This window comes from Streptomyces sp. NPDC091272 (assembly GCF_044757485.1).
Lineage (GTDB): Bacteria > Actinomycetota > Actinomycetes > Streptomycetales > Streptomycetaceae > Streptomyces.
The window spans coordinates 13,778-32,360 of record NZ_JBIVVC010000002.1 but is presented as its reverse complement, the minus strand read 5'-3'; the positions used below and the strand labels follow the sequence as shown (position 1 = coordinate 32,360).

The 18,583-nt window shown below is 71.6% G+C and carries 11 protein-coding genes and 1 pseudogene; 6 read left to right on the top strand and 6 right to left on the bottom strand.

Going from position 1 to position 18,583, the window contains the following annotated elements; translation table 11 throughout:
• Positions 1 to 43: 43 nt before the first annotated feature.
• Positions 44 to 1,789 (bottom strand): maltose alpha-D-glucosyltransferase, encoded by a 1,746-nt coding sequence (gene treS, locus ACIQM4_RS04985; protein ID WP_401586206.1) that lies wholly within the window; start codon positions 1,787 to 1,789, stop codon positions 44 to 46.
• Entirely contained in the window at positions 1,786 to 3,810 is a 2,025-nt protein-coding gene (locus ACIQM4_RS04980) for an alpha-1,4-glucan--maltose-1-phosphate maltosyltransferase (RefSeq protein ID WP_401586204.1), read from the bottom strand. Before ACIQM4_RS04980 ends, treS begins: the two co-directional genes overlap by 4 nt.
• Before the next feature lie 549 nt (positions 3,811 to 4,359).
• Here ACIQM4_RS04980 and glgP point away from each other — a divergent pair.
• Positions 4,360 to 7,080 carry an alpha-glucan family phosphorylase gene (glgP, locus tag ACIQM4_RS04975; RefSeq protein ID WP_401586201.1) on the top strand — a complete coding sequence of 907 codons (2,721 nt, stop codon included), beginning with the start codon at positions 4,360 to 4,362 and terminating at the stop codon, positions 7,078 to 7,080.
• Positions 7,081 to 7,240: 160 nt separating this feature from the next.
• Here the strand turns inward: glgP and ACIQM4_RS04970 are convergent, their stop codons facing one another.
• Together ACIQM4_RS04970 and ACIQM4_RS04965 are read right to left on the bottom strand one after the other, a co-directional pair.
• The gene (locus ACIQM4_RS04970) at positions 7,241 to 8,815 is read right to left on the bottom strand and encodes a sensor histidine kinase (protein WP_401586198.1); all 1,575 of its coding nucleotides are present in this window, start codon (positions 8,813 to 8,815) and stop codon (positions 7,241 to 7,243) included.
• A gap of 268 nt (positions 8,816 to 9,083) precedes the next feature.
• Entirely contained in the window at positions 9,084 to 11,117 is a 2,034-nt protein-coding gene (locus ACIQM4_RS04965) for a M4 family metallopeptidase (RefSeq protein WP_401586195.1), read from the bottom strand.
• 557 nt (positions 11,118 to 11,674) lie between these two features.
• On the opposite strand from ACIQM4_RS04965, the gene ACIQM4_RS04960 reads away from it, so the two are divergent.
• Positions 11,675 to 12,154, top strand: a complete 480-nt coding sequence (locus tag ACIQM4_RS04960) for a phage holin family protein (RefSeq protein ID WP_401588077.1) — start codon at positions 11,675 to 11,677, stop codon at positions 12,152 to 12,154.
• A complete protein-coding gene (locus tag ACIQM4_RS04955; RefSeq protein ID WP_401586192.1) occupies positions 12,151 to 12,621 on the top strand; it encodes a DUF3618 domain-containing protein in 471 nt (156 codons plus the stop codon). Before ACIQM4_RS04960 ends, ACIQM4_RS04955 begins: the two co-directional genes overlap by 4 nt.
• A 59-nt stretch (positions 12,622 to 12,680) precedes the next feature.
• Here ACIQM4_RS04955 and ACIQM4_RS04950 read toward each other — a convergent pair whose 3' ends face one another.
• Positions 12,681 to 14,588: an ABC transporter ATP-binding protein gene (locus ACIQM4_RS04950; protein WP_401588074.1), complete on the bottom strand. Its 1,908-nt coding sequence runs from the start codon at positions 14,586 to 14,588 to the stop codon at positions 12,681 to 12,683.
• 5 nt (positions 14,589 to 14,593) lie between these two features.
• Complete coding sequence (locus ACIQM4_RS04945; protein ID WP_401586189.1) at positions 14,594 to 16,894, bottom strand: ABC transporter transmembrane domain-containing protein; 2,301 nt, start codon at positions 16,892 to 16,894, stop codon at positions 14,594 to 14,596.
• A gap of 379 nt (positions 16,895 to 17,273) precedes the next feature.
• Between ACIQM4_RS04945 and ACIQM4_RS04940 the strand changes: the two are divergent.
• The 3 genes and pseudogenes from ACIQM4_RS04940 to ACIQM4_RS04930 all read left to right on the top strand — a co-directional run.
• A pseudogene (locus ACIQM4_RS04940) lies at positions 17,274 to 17,717 on the top strand (ATP-binding cassette domain-containing protein); the annotation flags it as partial.
• Positions 17,718 to 17,921 carry an ATP-binding protein gene (locus ACIQM4_RS04935; protein ID WP_401588071.1) on the top strand — a complete coding sequence of 68 codons (204 nt, stop codon included), beginning with the start codon at positions 17,718 to 17,720 and terminating at the stop codon, positions 17,919 to 17,921. It abuts the pseudogene before it with no gap.
• Complete coding sequence (locus tag ACIQM4_RS04930; protein ID WP_401586186.1) at positions 17,905 to 18,561, top strand: response regulator; 657 nt, start codon at positions 17,905 to 17,907, stop codon at positions 18,559 to 18,561. The genes ACIQM4_RS04935 and ACIQM4_RS04930 overlap by 17 nt, the downstream gene beginning before the upstream one ends.
• Positions 18,562 to 18,583 lie beyond the last annotated feature (22 nt).

Below are 18,583 nucleotides of genomic sequence, written 5' to 3'. Positions count from 1 at the left end.
CCGGCGGGGCGGCGGAAACCGCCCCGCCGGGACACCCGGCCCCTCAGCGCTTGGACTTGGGCGGCCTCACCAGGGAGGTCGGCTTGCGCAGCCTGAACCAGTAGAAGCCGTGTCCCGCCAGGGTCAGCAGGTACGGCAGTTCGCCGATCGCGGGGAAGCGCACTCCGCCGATCAGCTCAACCGGGTGCCGTCCGTTGAACACCTGCAGGTCGAGCTCGGTGGGCTGGGCGAACCGGGAGAAGTTGTGCACGCACAGCACCAGGTCGTCCTCGCCCTCGACGGTGGAGGGCGCCTCGCGCAGGAACGCGAGCACGGCCGGGTTCGACGACGGCAGTTCGGTGTACGAGCCGAGACCGAAGGCAGGGTTCTGCTTACGGATCTCGATCATGCGCCTGGTCCAGTGCAGCAGGGACGCGGGCGAGGTCATCGAGGCCTCGACGTTGGTCACCTGGTAGCCGTAGACCGGGTCCATGATGGTCGGCAGCGAGAGCCGTCCCGGGTCGCAGGAGGAGAACCCGGCGTTGCGGTCGGGTGTCCACTGCATCGGGGTGCGTACCGCGTCGCGGTCGCCGAGCCAGATGTTGTCGCCCATGCCGATCTCGTCCCCGTAGTAGAGGATCGGGGAGCCGGGCAGGGAGAGCAGCAGGGCGGTGAACAGTTCGATCTGGTTGCGGTCGTTGTCCAGCAGCGGGGCCAGCCTGCGGCGGATGCCGATGTTGGCGCGCATCCGGGGGTCCTTGGCGTACTCCGCGTACATGTAGTCGCGCTCTTCGTCCGTGACCATTTCGAGGGTGAGCTCGTCGTGGTTGCGCAGGAAGATGCCCCACTGGGCGCTGGAGGGGATCGCCGGGGTCTTGGCGAGGATTTCCGAGACCGGGTAGCGCGACTCGCGGCGCACCGCCATGAAGATGCGCGGCATGACGGGGAAGTGGAACGCCATGTGGCACTCGTCCCCGCCCTTCTCGAAGTCGCCGAAGTAGTCGACGACGTCCTCGGGCCACTGGTTGGCCTCCGCGAGGAGCACCGTGTCCGGGTACGAGGCGTCGATCTCCTCCCGCACCCGCTTCAGGAACTCATGGGTGCGCGGCAGGTTCTCGCAGTTGGTGCCCTCCTCCTGGTAGAGGTACGGCACCGCGTCCAGGCGGAATCCGTCGATGCCGAGGTCCAGCCAGAAGCGCAGGGCGGAGATGATTTCCTCCTGCACCATGGGGTTCTCGTAGTTGAGGTCCGGCTGGTGCGAGAAGAACCGGTGCCAGTAGTACTGCTTGCGCACCGGGTCGAAGGTCCAGTTGGAGGTCTCCGTGTCGACGAAGATGATCCGGGCGTCCTGGTACTGCTTGTCGTCGTCGGCCCAGACGTAGTAGTCGCCGTAGGGCCCGTCGGGGTCGTTGCGGGACTGCTGGAACCAGTCGTGCTGGTCGCTCGTGTGGTTCATGACGAAGTCGATGATCACGCGCATGCCACGCTGGTGCGTGGCGTCGACGAACTCCACGAAGTCGGCGAGGTCGCCGAATTCCGGGAGGACCGCCGTGTAGTTGGAGACGTCGTAGCCGCCGTCGCGCAGCGGCGACATGAAGAACGGCGGCAGCCAGAGGCAGTCGACGCCCAGCCACTGGAGGTAGTCCAGTTTGGCGGTGATGCCTTTCAGGTCTCCGACGCCGTCGCCGTTGCTGTCCTGGAAGGACCGGACGAGGACTTCGTAGAAGACCGCGCGCTTGAACCATTCGGGGTCCCGGTCCTTGGCGGGGGTGTCCTCGAAGGTGTCGTGAACGGGCTCGTTGACGATCATGTGGGTGACCCTCCGGTCAGCGGGGACGGTCGCAGGGTCACGATGTGCGCGGGCGCACGGCCCGGCTCCAGTCGCACGTAGGTGGCCCTGCCCCAGTGGTAGGTCTCGCCGGTGAGCTCGTCGCGCACCGGGACGGCACTGTGCCACTCGTGGCCGAGTGCCGGCATGTCCAACGAGACCGTGGCCTCCTGGGTGTGGTGAGGGTCGAGGTTCGCGACCACCAGAACGGTGTTCGAGGCCCCGTCGCCCTCCGTGGCTCCCGTGCAGCGTTTCGAATACGCGATCACCGCGTCGTTGTCCGTGTGGTGGAAGTGCACGTCACGCAGCTGCTGGAGCGCGCGGTGGCGCCGCCGCAGCCGGTTGAGGGTGGTGATCAGGGGCGCGATCGTCCGGCCCTCGCGCTCCGCCGCCTCCCAGTCCCGCGGCTTCAGCTGGTACTTCTCGGACAGGAGGTACTCCTCGCTGCCGTCCCGGAACGGGGTGTTCTCACAGAGCTCGTAGCCCGCGTACACACCCCAGGACGGCGACAGCGTCGCCGCCAGCACGGCCCGCACCTCGAAGGCCGGACGCCCGCCCTGCTGGAGGTAGGCGTGCAGGATGTCGGGGGTGTTCACGAAGAAGTTCGGACGCATGTACGAAGCGGTCTCGTGCGCCAACTCCAGCGCGTACTCCGTGAGTTCCTGCTTGGTGTTACGCCAGGTGAAGTAGGTGTACGACTGCTGGAAGCCGACGGCGCCGAGGGTGCGCATCATCGCGGGCCTGGTGAACGCCTCGGCCAGGAAGATCACGTCGGGGTCGGTGCGGTTGATCTCGCCGAGCACCCGCTCCCAGAAGACGACCGGCTTGGTGTGCGGGTTGTCGACGCGGAAGATCCGCACCCCGTGCCCCATCCACAGCCGCAGGATCCGCAGGGTCTCGGTGACCAGGCCCTCCATGTCGCGGTCGAAGGCGATGGGGTAGATGTCCTGGTACTTCTTCGGCGGGTTCTCGGCGTACGCGATGGAACCGTCGGCCCTGTGGTGGAACCACTCGGGGTGCTCGGTGACCCAGGGGTGGTCGGGCGAGCACTGGAGGGCGAAGTCGAGGGCCACCTCCAGGCGCAGGTCGCGGGCGGTGGCGACGAAGTGGTCGAAGTCCTCGAAGGTGCCGAGGTCCGGGTGGATCGCGTCGTGGCCGCCGTCGGCGGAGCCGATCGCCCAGGGCACGCCCACGTCCGCCTCGGTGGCGGAGAGCGTGTTGTTGGGCCCCTTGCGGTGGGTGGTGCCGATGGGGTGGATCGGCGGCAGATAGATCACGTCGAAGCCCATCGCGGCGACGGCGGGCAGCCGCTCCGCGGCGGTGCGGAAGGTGCCGCTGCGCAGCCTGCCGGTCGCCGTAGCACCGTCCTGCGACGGGGTCGCCCCCTCGGAGCGGGGGAAGAACTCGTACCAGGAACCGAAGAGTGCGCGCGGGCGCTCGACCAGCAGCGGCAGCGGGTCGGAGGTGGAGAGCGGCTCTCTCAGGGGGTACCGGCGCAGGGCGGCGTCGACCTCGGGCGTGTGGGCGGCGGCGAGCCGGGCGGCGGCGGGGCGCCGCGTGTCGCGCAGGGCGTCCACGGTGGCCAGGACCGCCTCGCGGCCGTCCTTCTTCGGCACCCCCGCCGCGGCGCGCTCGTACAGTTCGGCGCCCTCGGTGAGGACGAGCTCGGTGTCCTGGCCCGCCGGGATCTTGATCCCCGCGTGGTGGCGCCAGGTCGAGACGGGGTCCCCCCACGCCTCGACGGCGTAGGACCACCGGCCCACGGCGTCGGGGGTCACGTCGGCGCCCCAGCGGTCCGTGCCGGGCGCGAGCTCACGCATCGGGGTCCAGGGGCCGGGCTTTCCCTTCGGGTCGACGAGGACGACGTTGGCGGCCACGGCGTCGTGGCCTTCACGGAAGACGGTGGCGGAGACCTGGAACGTTTCTCCGGCCACCGCCTTGGCCGGCCTTCGTCCGCGGTCGACCGCGGGAAGGACGTCCAGGACGGGAATACGACCGATCATGTGCTCACCTGTGGGCCGATCTTCAACGGAGCCGCTTCGGCTCTGGGCGGGGCGCGCTGTCTCTAGCTGCTCGTGACTATCCGTGCTCGACCTGCGGGGTGCGGGCATGACCGCTCCTGTCCGGCGTCCGAAGAATGAACAGTCACTCGGGTGGCGGGATATGAGGCATTCGGGTGCGTGTTCGGGTGCTCTCTTCACCGGGTACCGGGAGGAGGCTTCCCCTACACCTCCCGGAGTCAATCCGGTGCCGTGTTAACTACCGTCGCGTAACGGTGCGTGCAAGACCACCAGGCGAAAAACAACGGGGTCCCGCCGTTCACGTGGGGCTTGTGTTTGCCCAACCTTCAGCGTCACGTGGGCAGTTGTTGAAGCTCCGGCCGCGGGGGACGGAATTCCGCCGACCGGGGGACACCGGGACGGCGCGCACCCCCGCCCGCCGGGCGTGCGCCGTGGAGGGCGAGGGGCGATCGGCCTTACCGTCGGAGTGAAGGGCGCAGACGCATCGTGGCGTCTTCGTCCGGAAACCGCTGCCCCTGCGAAGGTGGTCCTGTGAAGGCAATCCGTCGGTTCACCGTGCGTCCCGTTCTTCCCGACCCGCTCCGCCCGCTCAGCGATCTCGCCCGCAACCTGCGATGGTCCTGGCACACCGAGACCCGGGAACTGTTCCAGTCCATCGACCCGCAGGGGTGGCAGGCCTCCGGAGAGGATCCGGTACGGTTGCTCGGCGCCGTCTCCGCCGAGCGGCTCGCCGCCCTGGCCGGGGACGGTCCGTTCCTGCAGCGGCTCACCGCAGTCTCCGACGACCTCACCGAGTACCTGGCCGGGCGGCGCTGGTACCAGGAGCAGCAGGAGGTCCGGCCGGGCGAGGCGCCCCAACTCCCCGCCGCCGTGGCCTACTTCTCGCCCGAGTTCGGCGTCACGGCCGCACTTCCCCAGTACTCCGGCGGCCTCGGCATCCTCGCCGGGGACCACCTCAAGGCCGCCAGCGACCTCGGTGTCCCGCTCATCGGCGTCGGCCTGCTCTACCGGCACGGCTACTTCCGCCAGTCGCTGTCCCGGGAGGGCTGGCAGCAGGAGCACTACCCCGTGCTGGACCCCAACGAGCTGCCGGTGACCCTGCTCAGGGAGGCGGACGGATCGCCGTGCCGGGTCTCGCTGCGCCTGCCCGGCGGCCGCGCGCTGCACGCCGACATCTGGCAGGCGCACGTGGGGCGCGTACCCCTGCTGATGCTGGACTCCGACGTCGAGGAGAACGCCCCGGGGGAGCGCAACGTCACCGACCGGCTGTACGGCGGTGGCAGCGAGCACCGGCTGCTGCAGGAGATGCTGCTGGGAATCGGCGGCGTGCGTGCGGTACGGGCGTACTGCCGGCTGACCGGGCACCCCGAGCCCGAGGTGTTCCACACGAACGAGGGGCACGCCGGCTTCCTCGGCCTGGAGCGCATCCGCGAACTGGGGGCCGGCGGGACGGCCGGCGCTGTGGCGGACGGCGGTGCGGCGGACGGCGGCGGGACCGGTGGCGGGACCGGCGGTGGCGGGCTGGACTTCGACGCCGCACTGGAGTCCGTGCGGGCCGGCACCGTCTTCACCACCCACACCCCCGTCCCGGCCGGCATCGACCGCTTCGACCGCGAGCTGGTCGCCCGCCACTTCGGGGACGACGGCGAGCTCGCCGGGGTCGAGGCCGGGCGGATCCTCCAGCTCGGCATGGAGACCTACCCCGGCGGGGAGCCCAACCTCTTCAACATGGCCGTGATGGGCCTGCGCCTGGCCGGGCGCGCCAACGGCGTCTCCCTGCTGCACGGTGCCGTGAGCCGGGGGATGTTCGCCGGGCTGTGGTCCGGGTTCGACCCGGAGGAGGTGCCGATCACCTCGGTCACCAACGGCGTGCACGCCCCCACCTGGGTCGACCCCGAGGTCGTCCGGCTCGGTGCCAGGCAGATCGGCCCCGGCCGCGCCGAGGACGCGCTGTCCGTCGGTGGCTCACCCCGCTGGGACGCCGTCGCCGAGATCCCGGACGCCGAGATCTGGGACCTGCGCCGGGTACTGCGGGAGAACCTGGTGCACGAGGTGCGGAGCAGGCTGCGCGCGTCCTGGCTGCAACGCGGCGCGGTGGACGCCGAGTTGGGCTGGATCGACGGAGTGCTCGACCCCGACGTCCTCACCATCGGCTTCGCGCGCCGGGTCCCCTCGTACAAGCGGCTCACCCTCATGCTGCGCGACCGTGACCGGCTGACGGAACTGCTGCTGCACCCCGAGCGGCCGATCCAGATCGTCGTCGCCGGCAAGGCCCACCCCGCCGACGACGGCGGGAAGAGGCTGGTGCAGCAGCTGGTCAGGTTCGCCGACGACCCGCGGGTCAGGCACCGGATCGTCTTCCTGCCCGACTACGGGATGCGGATGGCGCAGAAGCTCTACCCGGGCTGCGACGTATGGCTGAACAACCCGCTCCGGCCGCTGGAGGCGTGCGGCACGAGCGGAATGAAGGCCGCGCTCAACGGCTGTCTCAACCTGTCCGTCCTGGACGGCTGGTGGGACGAGTGGTTCGAGCCCGACTTCGGCTGGGCGATCCCGACCGCGGACGGCGCCGGCGCCGACGAGGACCGGCGGGACGACCTGGAGGCGAACGGCCTCTACGACCTCATCGAGCAGCGGGTCGCCCCCCGCTTCTACGAGCAGGGCCGCGACCAGCTCCCCGACCGCTGGATCGAGATGGTCCGCCGGACCCTGGTGACACTCGGCCCCAAGGTGCTGGCGGGACGGATGGTGCGGGAGTACGTGGAGCGGCTGTACGCACCGGCCGCCCGCGCGCACCGGGACCTGGGGCCCGACGGCGCGCGGGAGCTGGCGGGCTGGAAGGCGCGGGTGCGCGGCGCGTGGCCCGGCGTCGCCGTCGACCATGTGGAGGCGCTCGCCCCCGCGGCGGTCAACGGCACGGCCGAACTCGGCTCCACCCTCTCGCTGCGGGTCCGGGTGGAGCTCGGTGAGCTGGGGCCGGACGACGTGGAGGTGCAGGCCGTCGCGGGGCGCGTCGACTCCGAGGACCGGATCGGCGGCGCGCAGACCTTCCCGCTCAAGCCCGCGTCCGGGCCGGACCTGGAGGGCCGGTGGACGTACGAGGGCCCGCTGGCACTGGACCGGACGGGACCGTACGGATACACGGTCCGGGTGCTGCCCGCACACCGGTTGCTCGGCAGCGGCGTGGAGATGGGGCTCCTGGTGCTGCCGACCGAGGCCACGGGAGAGGGCGCGGGGGTGCTGATGCGGTAGGGGGCTCCTGCCGTGACAGAGGGTGCGGCTGCGGCCGGGGGTGCTCCACCGCGCGCGGTGCTCCCACGGTCGGCGGATCTCTCTTGTCGCGTGCGGTGCTCCCACGGCCGGCGGTGCTCTTGTCGCGTGCGGTGCTGTCACGGGCGGGCCGGCGTTGCACCTACGGTCGGCGTCGCTCCTCGTTGGGGACGTCCTCCGCGACGGTTTTCGAGGTCAGGCGGCCGTCCGTGAAGCACAGCCGGTAGACCGGCGTCGTGTCGTGGCGGAGGGTACGGAAGTAGAGGCAGGCGTCGGCTCCCGCGGGTTCGGGGCCGACGCCCTCCGGCGGGCCGTCCAGCGGGTGGTCGGGCAGCCGGGCCTCCAGCGCGGTCCGCTCCTCGCCGACCCGCATCCGGTCGAACTCGCCGCGGCCGAGCACCGACCGGGACTGGGTGTACTGCTGGAAGAGCAGCATCAGCACGCCGACGACCGCGACCACGGCCACCGGCGCCACCACCGCCTGCACAAGGCCGCGCCTGACGTCCCGGCGCGCACGGCGCAACTCACCCGCCGCGGTGGGCGAGGGGGCGGGCACCGGGAGCGGGGAGCCGGTCAGCGGCAGCCGGGCGCGGACCCGGAATCCCCCGTCCGGGGTGGCGCCGTGCGTCAGGGTGCCACCCGCGAGCCGCACCCGCTCGTCCAGACCGACCAGCCCCGTCCCGCCCGACGCGAGTCCGCTCGAAGCCGGCCGTACGGGCGGGCGGTTGACGACCTCGACGGTCACCACCTCCGTACCGCCCGTCGACGCCACCCGCACCGGCGCGCCCGGCGCGTGCTTCGTCGCGTTGGTCAGCGCCTCCTGCACCACCCGGTGGACGGCCCGGTCGGCCGTCGGCGGCAGGCCCGACAGTGCCTCGCCGCCGGTGAGTTCCACCTCGACGCCCGACCGCCTGGCCCGCTGCACCACCGCGTCCACCGTCTCGTCGGCCGGCGTTCTCGGCGCGTCCTCGTCGTCCGCGCGCAGCACGCCGACGATGTCCCGCAGCCGGGCCGTGGCATCGGCCGCCGCCCGGCGCAGATCGCCCGCCGCCTCCTGTTCGGCCGGCGGCAGTGCCCGGCTGACCTCCAGGGCGGCTGCCCGTACCGCGATCAGGGACAGGTCGTGGCCCAGCGAGTCGTGCATGTCGCCCGCGATCCTGGAGCGCTCCCGCAGCCGCTCCCGGTCCGCGACCGCCCGCTGTTCGCGCTCCATGCGGTCGGCCAGCTCCCAGCCGTCGGCGACCATCCGCGCGTAACTCCGCACGAACCGCCCGATCAGCCACGGCACCACGGCCTGCAGCAGCAGGCTCGTCAGCTGGGTGAACCACACCCACAGCCTGACGTCGCAGAGCAGGCACCAGAGGAGGCCGGCGCCGGCGTACCCGGAGAAGACCAGCACGGCGGGCCGGGTGCGCCCGCTCCGCCGCCCCGCGAGGAAGGCGAAGACACACATCGCGACGGCGTACGAAGGGGTGAACAGCTCCGGGCTGCGCAGGGCTCCGCACACCACCGCGACCGTCAGCGCGACCAGCGGCGCACCACGGCAGAAGAGCACCGCCACCCCGAGGGAGACGGTGCCCGCAGCCGTCAGGGGCCAGGAGCCCCCGCCGTTCGGGTCCTCCTTCATCAGCACGAAGGAGCTCAGGAACACCCACAGGGCGAGGTCCAGCAGCACGGCACGGTGGCCGTCCCTGCGCAGGGCGGATATGACACGCATGGCACGAACCTAGGGCCTCTCGTTTGGATCATGCTGGGCTCGCGTGCCCCGGCACCGCGCCTCGCGGCGTTGTCGTCACTCACCATGGCTCCGCCATGGTTCCCTCCTCCGCCTTGCGATCCACGGCACCGGACCCCGCTCCCTGATCCAGCCTGATCCAAACGAAAGACCCTAGGCCTTGGCCCGCACGCAGCGGTGCCCGGGACCGTTGCCGGTTCCGGGCACCGCTGTTCAGGCCGTCAGCTGTTCGGTCCGCTTGCGGAGCGGATCAGAAGGTCAGCTTCCATCCGTTGATGCGGCCGGTGTCCTGCGCCGCCACGTCCTGGACCTTGAGCTTCCAGGTGCCCGCCGCCGGCTTCGCGGAGGCGTTGACGGTGTACGTCGCCTTCACGTTGTCGGCCGAGTCGGAGGAGCTGGAGTTCTTCAGCCGGTACGTGGTCCCGTCCGGGGCGACCAGGTCGATGACCAGGTCACCGCGCCAGGTGTGGATGATGTCCACGTCGACCTTGAGGGCCGCCGGGGCGTTGCCCGTCTTGTTGACCGGGATGGACGAGGTCACGGCCGCACCGGCGTCCGGGATCGCGACGTCCGTCTGGTTCTCGAAGACCGTGCCGCCCGGGTCCGGGTCGCCGCCGCCGGGGCGCGCCCCGACGTTGATGCCGGCCCACGCGTTCTCGACGCCCTTGACCTCGGGGCTGTTCGCGCCGTACAGCTCGGTCGCCGCGGCCACCGTGCCGACGCGGGCGTTGGCGTAGTTGGTGTTGGCGGTGAACTTCGTGGTCAGCGCCTTGAACCAGATCTTCTCGGCCTTGTCGCGGCCGATGCCGGTGACCGGCAGGCCGTCGGAGGTCGGGGAGTCGTAGGAGGTCCCGTTGACGACCTTCGCGCCGCTGCCCTCGGACAGCAGGTAGAAGAAGTGGTTCGCCGGGCCCGACGAGTAGTGGACGTCGATGCCGCCGATGCCCGAGTACCACGCGTCCTTCGACGCGCCGTCCTTGGACGGCTTGTCCATGTAGCGCAGTGGCGTGCCGTTGCCGTTGATGTCGATCTTCTCGCCGACCAGGTAGTCGCCCTTGTCCTGGGCGTTGTTGGCGTTGAACTCGACGGCCGCCGCGAAGATGTCGGAGGTCGCCTCGTTCAGGCCGCCGGACTCGCCGCTGTAGACCAGCTTGGCGGTCACCGAGGTGACGCCGTGCGTCATCTCGTGCGCGGCCACGTCGATCGAGGTCAGCGGCTTGCTGTTGCCCTGGCCGTCGCCGTACGTCATGCAGAAGCAGGAGTCCTGCCAGAACGCGTTGACGTACGCGTTGCCGTAGTGCACGCGGGAGTACGCGCCGACGCCGTCACCGCGGATACCGGTGCGCCCGTGCACGTTCTTGTAGTAGTCCCAGGTGAGCTGGGCGCCGTAGGCGGCGTCCGCGCCCGCCGTCTCCCGGTTGGAGGGCGTGCCGTTGCCCCAGACGTCGTCAGGACCCGTGAAGAGGGTGCCGGTGCCCGACGAGCCGCCCTTCAGGTCGTACGTCTTGTGGTTGCCGCGGCCGGCGTCGGTCAGGCTGTACGTCGAACCCGACAGGGTCGAGCCGACGGTGACCTGGCCGCTGTACTGGGTGTTGCCGACACCGTTCTCGACGGCCTGCCACTGGTGCAGCTTGTTGCCGGTGGCGGCGTCCGTGACGACGTGCAGCTCGTTGGGGGTGCCGTCGTGCTGCAGCCCGCCGACCACCGTCTCCCAGGCGAGGACCGGCGCGCCGGAACCCATCCAGACGACCTGGCGGGGCGCGCTGCTCGCCTCGGTCTTGGCGGAGCCCGCGGACTTCGCGAGACCGAGCGCCTGCTTCTCGGCGGCGGCCGGGGCCACCTTCGCGGCGGCGGCGATGCCCTGGAGTTTCGCGGTGGTGGAGCGGGAGACGCCCCGCGTCTTGGCGGCCTTGTCCTTCTTGACGATCAGGTCGCCGCCGAGGACGGGGAGGCCGCCGTAGGTGCGCTCGTACCGGGTGTGCGTGGTGCCGTCCAGGTCCTGGACGACATCGCGGACGAGGAGCGCCTCCTTGGCGCCGAGCCCGAGCTCCTTGGCGGTGGCCGCCTTGGTCTCGTTGGCCTTGGCCAGCAGGACCGCGCGCTGCGCGGGGGTGAGCTTGGCGGGCTGGGCCCCGGGGTTGGGCTGCGCGGCCGCTCCCTTGGGCGCGACGTCCCATCCGTCGTCGGCACTGGCTGTCCCGGTCTGGACGCCGACGGCGAGCAGTGCTGCGGCGGCGAGCAGGGCGCCGGACGCGGTGGCGCGCTTGCGGTGCGTGGATCTCACGCGAACTCCTTCTGCGAGGGGGGTACCGGTCGGCTGGGTCGGGCCGTCCCGGGCTGAACTTGCAGAGCAGACAGAGCAGTTGGTGCGTGGAACGTCGGAAGAGTGACAGTCGGACCCGCCTGCTGTCAGGACCGCGTCAACAAGTTGGCCGGAAGCGTTCCGTTGCTCGAATGGTCATGTTCGGTATCCGGATCGTTTGCCCGTGTGTAAGGGAATCCCGGTAGGAAATCCCGTCCCGAACGGGCTTACGGATGGATGTCCCGTGCCGCGCGCGCTGCCATCGCAAAGCCCGCGTACGGCACCTCCCGCACAGCCGCCCGGAGGGGGTGCCTCCACGTCATGGTCCCAGTATCCGCGCATGGCCGAAAACCTGTGCCCAGTGAGCCGAAAAGTGTTGCAGGCGTGTGAAGTTGCGGGTGCTTCGCGACCTTACCCGTGGGGTTGTGGGGGCGGCGTGAAGGCCCCGCCGTACGTATTCGTCAACTGGCGCGCGTGTTTCTGTGAACGTCGGCCCGGAGCGGGTACCTGGAGCTGGTCGTCGTCAAGGAGCGTGAGTGATGGATGAATCGGGCCGGTACGAGGCCGGCAGCACCGCCGGCAGCACCGGGCACGTCAGCGCCGGACCCGTGGGCGCCACCGGGGACTCCGGTGCGTCCCAGGCTCCGGTCGGTGAACTGGTGCACCGCGCCTCGCAACAGCTGACCGAGCTGGTGCGCGGTGAGATGCGGCTGGCACAGGCCGAGATGAAGGAGAAGGGCAAGCGGTACGGGAAGGGCGGCGGGCTCTTCGGCGGCGCCGGGCTGGCCGGGTTCCTCACCCTCCAGGCCCTGGTGGCCACCGCGATCGCGGGCCTGGCCGTGCCGTTGCCGGTGTGGGCCGCGGCCCTGATCGTGACGGCCGTCCTCGGCCTGGTCACCGCGGTACTGGCGCTGACCGGCAAGAAGGAGGTCGGCAAGGCGTCCGGGCCCGCGCCGGAACAGACCATCGACAGCGTGAAGGCCGATGTGGCCGAGATCAAGGAGAGTGCCAAGCGATGACGCAGCCACCCCACGACGAGCCCACCGCCGAGAGCCCCGAGGAACTGCGCGAGCAGGTCGAACAGACACGGCACGAACTGGGCGAGACGGTGCAGGCGCTGGCCGACAAGACCGACGTCAAGGCCCGTGCTCAGGAGAAGGCAGGCGAGCTCAAGGAGCAGACCGCGGCCAAGGCCACGGAGCTCAAGGAGCAGACGGCGGTCAAGGCCGCCGAGCTCAAGGAGCAGACGGCGGTCAAGGCGGTGGAACTCAAGGAGCAGACCGCGGTCAAGGCCCTGGAGCTCAAGGAGCAGACGTCGGCGAAGGCCGCCGAGCTGTCCGAGCAGGTCAAGGCCAGGGCGGCACAGGCCGAGGAGATCTGGCAGGACAAGGCGCCGGGGCCGGTACGCGACCACCGGGCGGCCGTGCTCGGTGTGGCCGCCGCGGTGCTGGTCGCCGGTGTGCTGCTGCGACGCCGCAAGAAGTGACCGGAGGGGGCAGCGGGCAGGGGTGGCGTACGCGTCCTCCTGCCCGTCTCCCCCTCGCTTCAGACCAGGCTGTCCCGCCAGGCCCGGTGCAGGTCCGCGAACCGGCCGTCGCCGCCGATGAGCCGGGCCGGGGCGCCGTCCTCGACGATCCTCCCGTGCTCCATCACCAGCACCCGGTCCGCCACCTCCACCGTGGAGAGCCGGTGCGCGATGACGACCGCGGTGCGCCCGTGCAGCACCGTGTGCATCGCCCGCTGCACCGCCCGTTCGCCGGGGATGTCGAGCGAGCTGGTCGCCTCGTCCAGGATCAGCACCGCCGGATCGGCGAGCAGCGCACGGGCGAAGGCCACCAACTGCCGCTGGCCCGCGGAGATCCGCCCGCCCCGCTTGCGCACGTCCGTGTCGTAACCGTCCGGCAGCCCCACGATGAACTCGTGCGCGCCGATCGCCCTCGCGGCCTGCTCGATCTCCGCGCGGGTGGCCTCCGGGCGGCCGATCGCGATGTTCTCGGCGACCGTGCCGGAGAACAGGAACGCCTCCTGGGTGACCATGACGACCCCGCGCCGCAGCTCCGGCACCGCGAGATGACGCAGATCGGTGCCGTCGAGCAGGACCCGGCCCTCGGTCGGGTCGTAGAAGCGCGCGAGGAGTTTCGCCAGGGTCGACTTGCCGGCGCCCGTCGAGCCGACCACCGCGACCGTCTCGCCCGCACGCAGGGTCAGGTCGAAGCGCGGGAGCACCTCGCCACCGGTGCGGTAGGCGAACCGTACGCCCGCGAACTCCACCTCGCGGCCGGGGCGTTCACCATCCCGGGACGGCAGGTGCTTCGGCTCGGCCGGCTCGGGGACCGTCGGGGTCTGGGCGAGCAGCCCCGCGATCTTCTCCAGCGAGGCCGCCGCCGACTGGAAGGCGTTCAGGAACATGCCCATCCGGTCGATCGGGTCGTACAGCCGCCGCAGGTACAGCACCGCTGCCGCGAGCACACCGAGCGCGAGGCTGCCGTCGGCGACCCGGTGGGCGCCCCACAGGACGATGCCGGCGACGGCGGTGTTCGCGATCAGGCGGGAGCCGGTCACATACCGGGCCATCTCCAACAGGCTGTCCCCGTTGGAGACTTCGTGCCTCCGGTTGAGGGCGGCGAATGCCGCGTCGTTGGCGCGCTCGCGACGGAAGGCCTGCACCGGGCGGATGCCGTTCAGGGTCTCGGCGAACTTCACGATCACCGCGGCGACCGCCGTGGACCGCCGGCCGAAGACCACACCCGCCCGTCGCTGGTACAGCCGCACCAGTAGATACAGCGGTACGAAGGAGGCCACCGCGACGGCGCCGAGCCCGAGGTCGAGCCAGAGCAGCATCGCCGAGATGGAGACGAAGGCGAGGACGACACCGATCAGCTCCTGGAGGCCCTCGGAGAGGAGCTCGCGCAGGGACTCCACGTCGGTGGTGGAGCGGGAGATCAGCCGGCCCGAGGTGTAGCGCTCGTGGAAGTCCACGCTGAGCGCCTGCGCGTGCCGGAAGATCCGGCCGCGCAGATCGAGGAGCACGTCCTGGCTGACGCGGGCGGACGTGCGGAAGAACGCGTACTGGAGCAGGCCGGAGGCCACCGAGCAGACCAGGTAGCCGACCGCGACCGAGACCAGCGGCCCGTAGTCGTCCCGCCGGTACGCGGGTACGCCCCGGTCGATCGCGTACGCGACCAGCAGCGGACCGGCCTGCACGGCGGCCTGCTGGAGCAGCAGGAGGAGGACGGAGACGAGGACGTACGGACGACGCGGCCGCAACAGCGAACCGAGCAGGTGCCAGGTGGCACCGGGAGGCGAGGGAAGCTCGTCGCGGTCGAACGAGTCGGGGGAGAGGGGGCCACCCGGGCCGTCCGGGGTGGCCGGGGCGTCCGGGGCATCGGACGCGGTGGAGGCCGCGGTGGAGGCGTGCTGCTCGACGGTCGATGGCGACTTGCCCTGGTCAATGGTGGTCACGCGCCCACCCCTTCGTGACGAGTCGTTGCGGAGGCGCTCTGTGCGCGGGGGGTGGTGGGAGGGGTCGGAGCGCCGCTTGTGGTGGGGACGTCGGAGGGGGTCGTTGCTGCGGCGACACCGGTCGGATCGGCCGCGTCCGCCGGCCCGTCTGCTTCCGCGCCGGTCGGTCTGTCCGCTTCCGTGCCGGTCGGTCTGTCTGCTTCCGTGCCGGTCGGCCCGCCCGCTTCCGCGCCTGTCGGTCTGTCTGCTTCCGTGCCGGTCGGCCTGTCCGGGTCCGCGTCCGCCGGCCCAACCCCGCCGGTCGGCCTGTCTGCTTCCGTGCCGGTCGGCCCGCCCGCTCCCGCGTACGCCGGCCCGTCTGCTTCTGCGTTCGCCAGCCCGCCCGCTTCCGTGCCGGTCGGCCCGTCCGCCGGCCCGTCCGAGTCCGCCTCCGCGTCCGCCCCGGCCCCCGCTCCCGACATCAGCCATGCGTACTCCGCGTTGTCGCGCAGTAGTTCGTGGTGGGTGCCCACCGCCGTGACGCGGCCCGCGGACAGCAGTGCCACGCGGTCGGCCAGCATCACCGTGGACGGCCGGTGTGCCACCACCAGCGCCGTCGTGTCGTCGAGCACCCGCCGCAGCGCCGCCTCGACCAGTGCCTCCGTGTGCACGTCGAGAGCCGAGAGCGGGTCGTCGAGGACCAGGAAGCGCGGCTTGCCCACCACCGCCCTCGCCAGTGCGAGCCGTTGTCGTTGGCCGCCGGAGAGACTGAGCCCCTGTTCACCGACCTCCGTGTCCGAGCCCTCGGGCAGTCGGTGCACGAAGTCGGCCTGGGCGACGTCCAGCGCGCGCCGCAGCTCCTCGTCCCCGGCGCCCAGCGCACCCGCCCCCATCAGTACGTTCTCTCCGACCGTCGCCGAGAACAGCGTCGGTTCCTCGAACGCGACCGACACCAGCTCGCGCAGCCGCGCGCGGGGCATCTCCGCGATGTCCTGCCCGTCGAGCGTGATCCGGCCGCCGGTCGCCTCGTGCAGCCTGGGCACCAGCGCGGTCAGCGTCGTCTTGCCCGATCCGGTGGCACCGACCAGCGCGAGGGTCTCGCCCGGCCTGATGTGCAGGTCGACGCCGTCCAGCAGCGGTGCGGAGTCGGCGGGCGCGTCCGGGTACCGGAACTCCACCCCCTCGAACCGCAGCCCGCCGGACCCTTCGTCCGGCCGCGCCGGGCCGGGCCCCGCCGGGCAGGGCCCTGCCTCGCCGGGCCCTGCCTCGCCCGGCCCCGCCTCGCCCGGCCCCGCCGGTTCCGTCCCGTCCTTCGGCTCGGCCTCCCGCGCCACGTCCATCACCTCGAAGAACCGGTCCGCCGCCGTCGCCGCCTCCTGGCTCATCGCCAGCAGGAAGCCGATCGACTCCACCGGCCAGCGCAGCGCGAGCGCCGTCGACAGGAACGCCACCAGCGTCCCCGCCGACAGCCCGCCGTCCGCCACCTGGATCGTGCCGAGTACAAGCGCCGCGCCGATGGCGAGCTCCGGCACGACCGTGATGGAGCCGAGAATGCCCGCGAGGAGCCTGGCCTTGGCCAGTTCCGTACCGCGCAGCCGCTGCGAGAGCTCCCGGAACGCGGCCGCCTGTGCCCGGTGCCTGCCGAAGCCCTTGATGATCCGGATGCCGAGCACGCTCTCCTCGACGACCGTCGTCAGGTCCCCGACCTGGTCCTGCGCCTTGCGCGACACCAGGGCGTACTTCCCCTCGAAGACCGCACACAGGACCATCAGCGGAACCACCGGCACCATCAGCACCAGCGCCAGCGACCAGTCCTGAAGCAGGAGGAGCACGAACCCCACCAGGATCGTGGTCCCGTTGACGACCAGGAAGGTCAGCGGGAACGCCAGGAACATCCGGATCAGCATCAGGTCCGTCGTGCCGCGCGACAGCAACTGCCCCGAGGCCCACTTGTCGTGGAACGCCACCGGCAGCCGCTGCACGTGCCGGTACAGGCCGGCCCGCAACTGGGCCTCGACCGAGGCGAGCGGCCGGGCCACCAGCCAGCGCCGGAAGCCGAACAGCAGCGCCTCGACGATCCCGAGCCCGAGCAGCATGCCCGCGCCCAGCCACACCCCTCCCGGGTCGCCGTCCGCGATCGGCCCGTCGACCATCCACTTCAGTACGAGGGGGAAGACCAGGCTCAGGCAGGAGGCCACGACGGCGACGACCGCCGCCCCGCCCCACCTCGCGCGCACGGGTCTGACGTAGGGCCACAGGCGCAGCAGGGAGCGGACGGCGGAGCGGTCGGGCGCGGGGGAGGTGTGTGTATCGGTCATCGGGCCTGAGCCTACGAGCCGCCCGCGACCTGGCCCAGTGAGTATTCGGAGCCTCGCCCCGACTCCCCGCGCGTTCCCGATCGCGCGTTCCCGGTCGCGCGCACCCGGTCCTACGCACCCGGTCCTACGCACCCGGTCCTACGCACCCGGCCGTACGGACCCGGCCGTACGCACTCGGCCCTACGCACCCCGCCGTACGCACCCCGCCGTACGCACCCGGCCGTACAGACCCGGCCGTACGGACCCAGCTGTACGACGAACCCTCGGAACTGCCGCCGTGCGCACCCCGGTACGCCCTGCGGGTGTCGTAGGGGACGGGTTCACCCCGCGGCGCACCCATCCACCGATCGGCTGATGCCCCCGTCGAGCGCGATGGCCGATACCGCAGGGCCGGGGCCCGCGCCATCCTCCTCGTACGGCCCTCGTCGAAGTCAGCGAACTCCGCAAGGCCTACGCAGGACGCCCCGCCGTAGACGGGGTCTCCTTCGCCGTCGAGGAAGGTGAGATCTTCGGGATCCTCGGCCCGAACGGGGCCGGCAAGACCACCACCGTCGAATGCGTCGAGGGCCTGCGCACCCCCGACCCCGGCACGGTGCGGGTGGCGGGGCTCAGCCCGGTCGACGACCACGAGAAGGTCACCCATCTGCTCGGCGTCCAGCTCCAGGAGAGCGAGTTGCAGCCCAAGCTCCTGGTCCGCGAGGCCCTGGAGCTGTACGCGTCGTTCTACCCCGTCCCGGCGGACTGGCGGCCCCTGGCCGAGCGGCTCGGCCTCGCCGAGAAGCTCACCACCCGCTTCGCCAGGCTCTCCGGCGGCCAGAACGAGGTGGCCCTCGACATCCGCGACGACGGCACCGGTTGCGACCCCTCGGCGGTGGCCGCGCGCACCGAGGCGGGCGGCTTCGGCCTCGACGGCATGCGCGCCCGCGCCGAACGCGTCGCGGGCACCGTCAGCGTCGAGTCCGAGCCGGGCTCCGGCACGGCGCTCTCCGCCCGCGTACCCTTGCTGCCCCATGCCCGAGACATCTGATGCCATCACCCTCCTGATCGTCGACGACCACCCGGTGGTACGGGACGGCCTGCGCGGCATGTTCGCCACGGATCCCGGCTTCGAGGTGCTCGGCGAGGCGTCGAGCGGCCCCCAAGGCGTGGAACTGACCGCGCGGCTGAACCCCGACGTCGTCCTCATGGACCTGCGCATGCCGGGCGGCGGGGGAGTGGCCGCCATCGCCGAGATCACCCGCCGCGCCCTCCCCGCCAAGGTCCTGGTCCTCACCACCTACGACACGGACACCGACACCCTGCCCGCCATCGAGGCCGGCGCGACGGGCTACCTCCTCAAGGACGCCCCCCGCGAGGAACTCTTCACCGCGGTACGGGCGGCCGCCGAAGGCCGTACGGTCCTGTCCCCCGCCGTCGCCACCCGCCTGATCACCCAGGTCCGCAACCCCCGCCCCGCGGGCGCCACCTCCGGCTCACCCCTCTCGGCCCGCGAGCACGAGGTGCTGAGCCTCGTCGCCAAGGGCACCTCCAACCGCGAGATCGCCCGCGTCCTGTTCATCAGCGAGGCCACGGTGAAGACCCACCTCACCCACCTCTACGCCAAGCTGAACGTCAACGACCGCGCGGCGGCGGTCGCCACCGCCTACGAACGCGGCATCCTCGGCTGACGCCCGCGCGCCTGCTCCTCCC

Coding starts and splice junctions, on each gene's coding strand:
- ACIQM4_RS04970 (WP_401586198.1), bottom strand. CDS start 8,815: ATGCGTGTCATATCCGCCCTGCGCAGGGACGGCCACCGTGCCGTGCTG.
- ACIQM4_RS04980 (WP_401586204.1), bottom strand. CDS start 3,810: ATGATCGGTCGTATTCCCGTCCTGGACGTCCTTCCCGCGGTCGACCGC.
- treS (WP_401586206.1), bottom strand. CDS start 1,789: ATGATCGTCAACGAGCCCGTTCACGACACCTTCGAGGACACCCCCGCC.
- ACIQM4_RS04955 (WP_401586192.1), top strand. CDS start 12,151: ATGACGCAGCCACCCCACGACGAGCCCACCGCCGAGAGCCCCGAGGAA.
- ACIQM4_RS04945 (WP_401586189.1), bottom strand. CDS start 16,894: ATGACCGATACACACACCTCCCCCGCGCCCGACCGCTCCGCCGTCCGC.
- ACIQM4_RS04930 (WP_401586186.1), top strand. CDS start 17,905: ATGCCCGAGACATCTGATGCCATCACCCTCCTGATCGTCGACGACCAC.
- ACIQM4_RS04960 (WP_401588077.1), top strand. CDS start 11,675: ATGGATGAATCGGGCCGGTACGAGGCCGGCAGCACCGCCGGCAGCACC.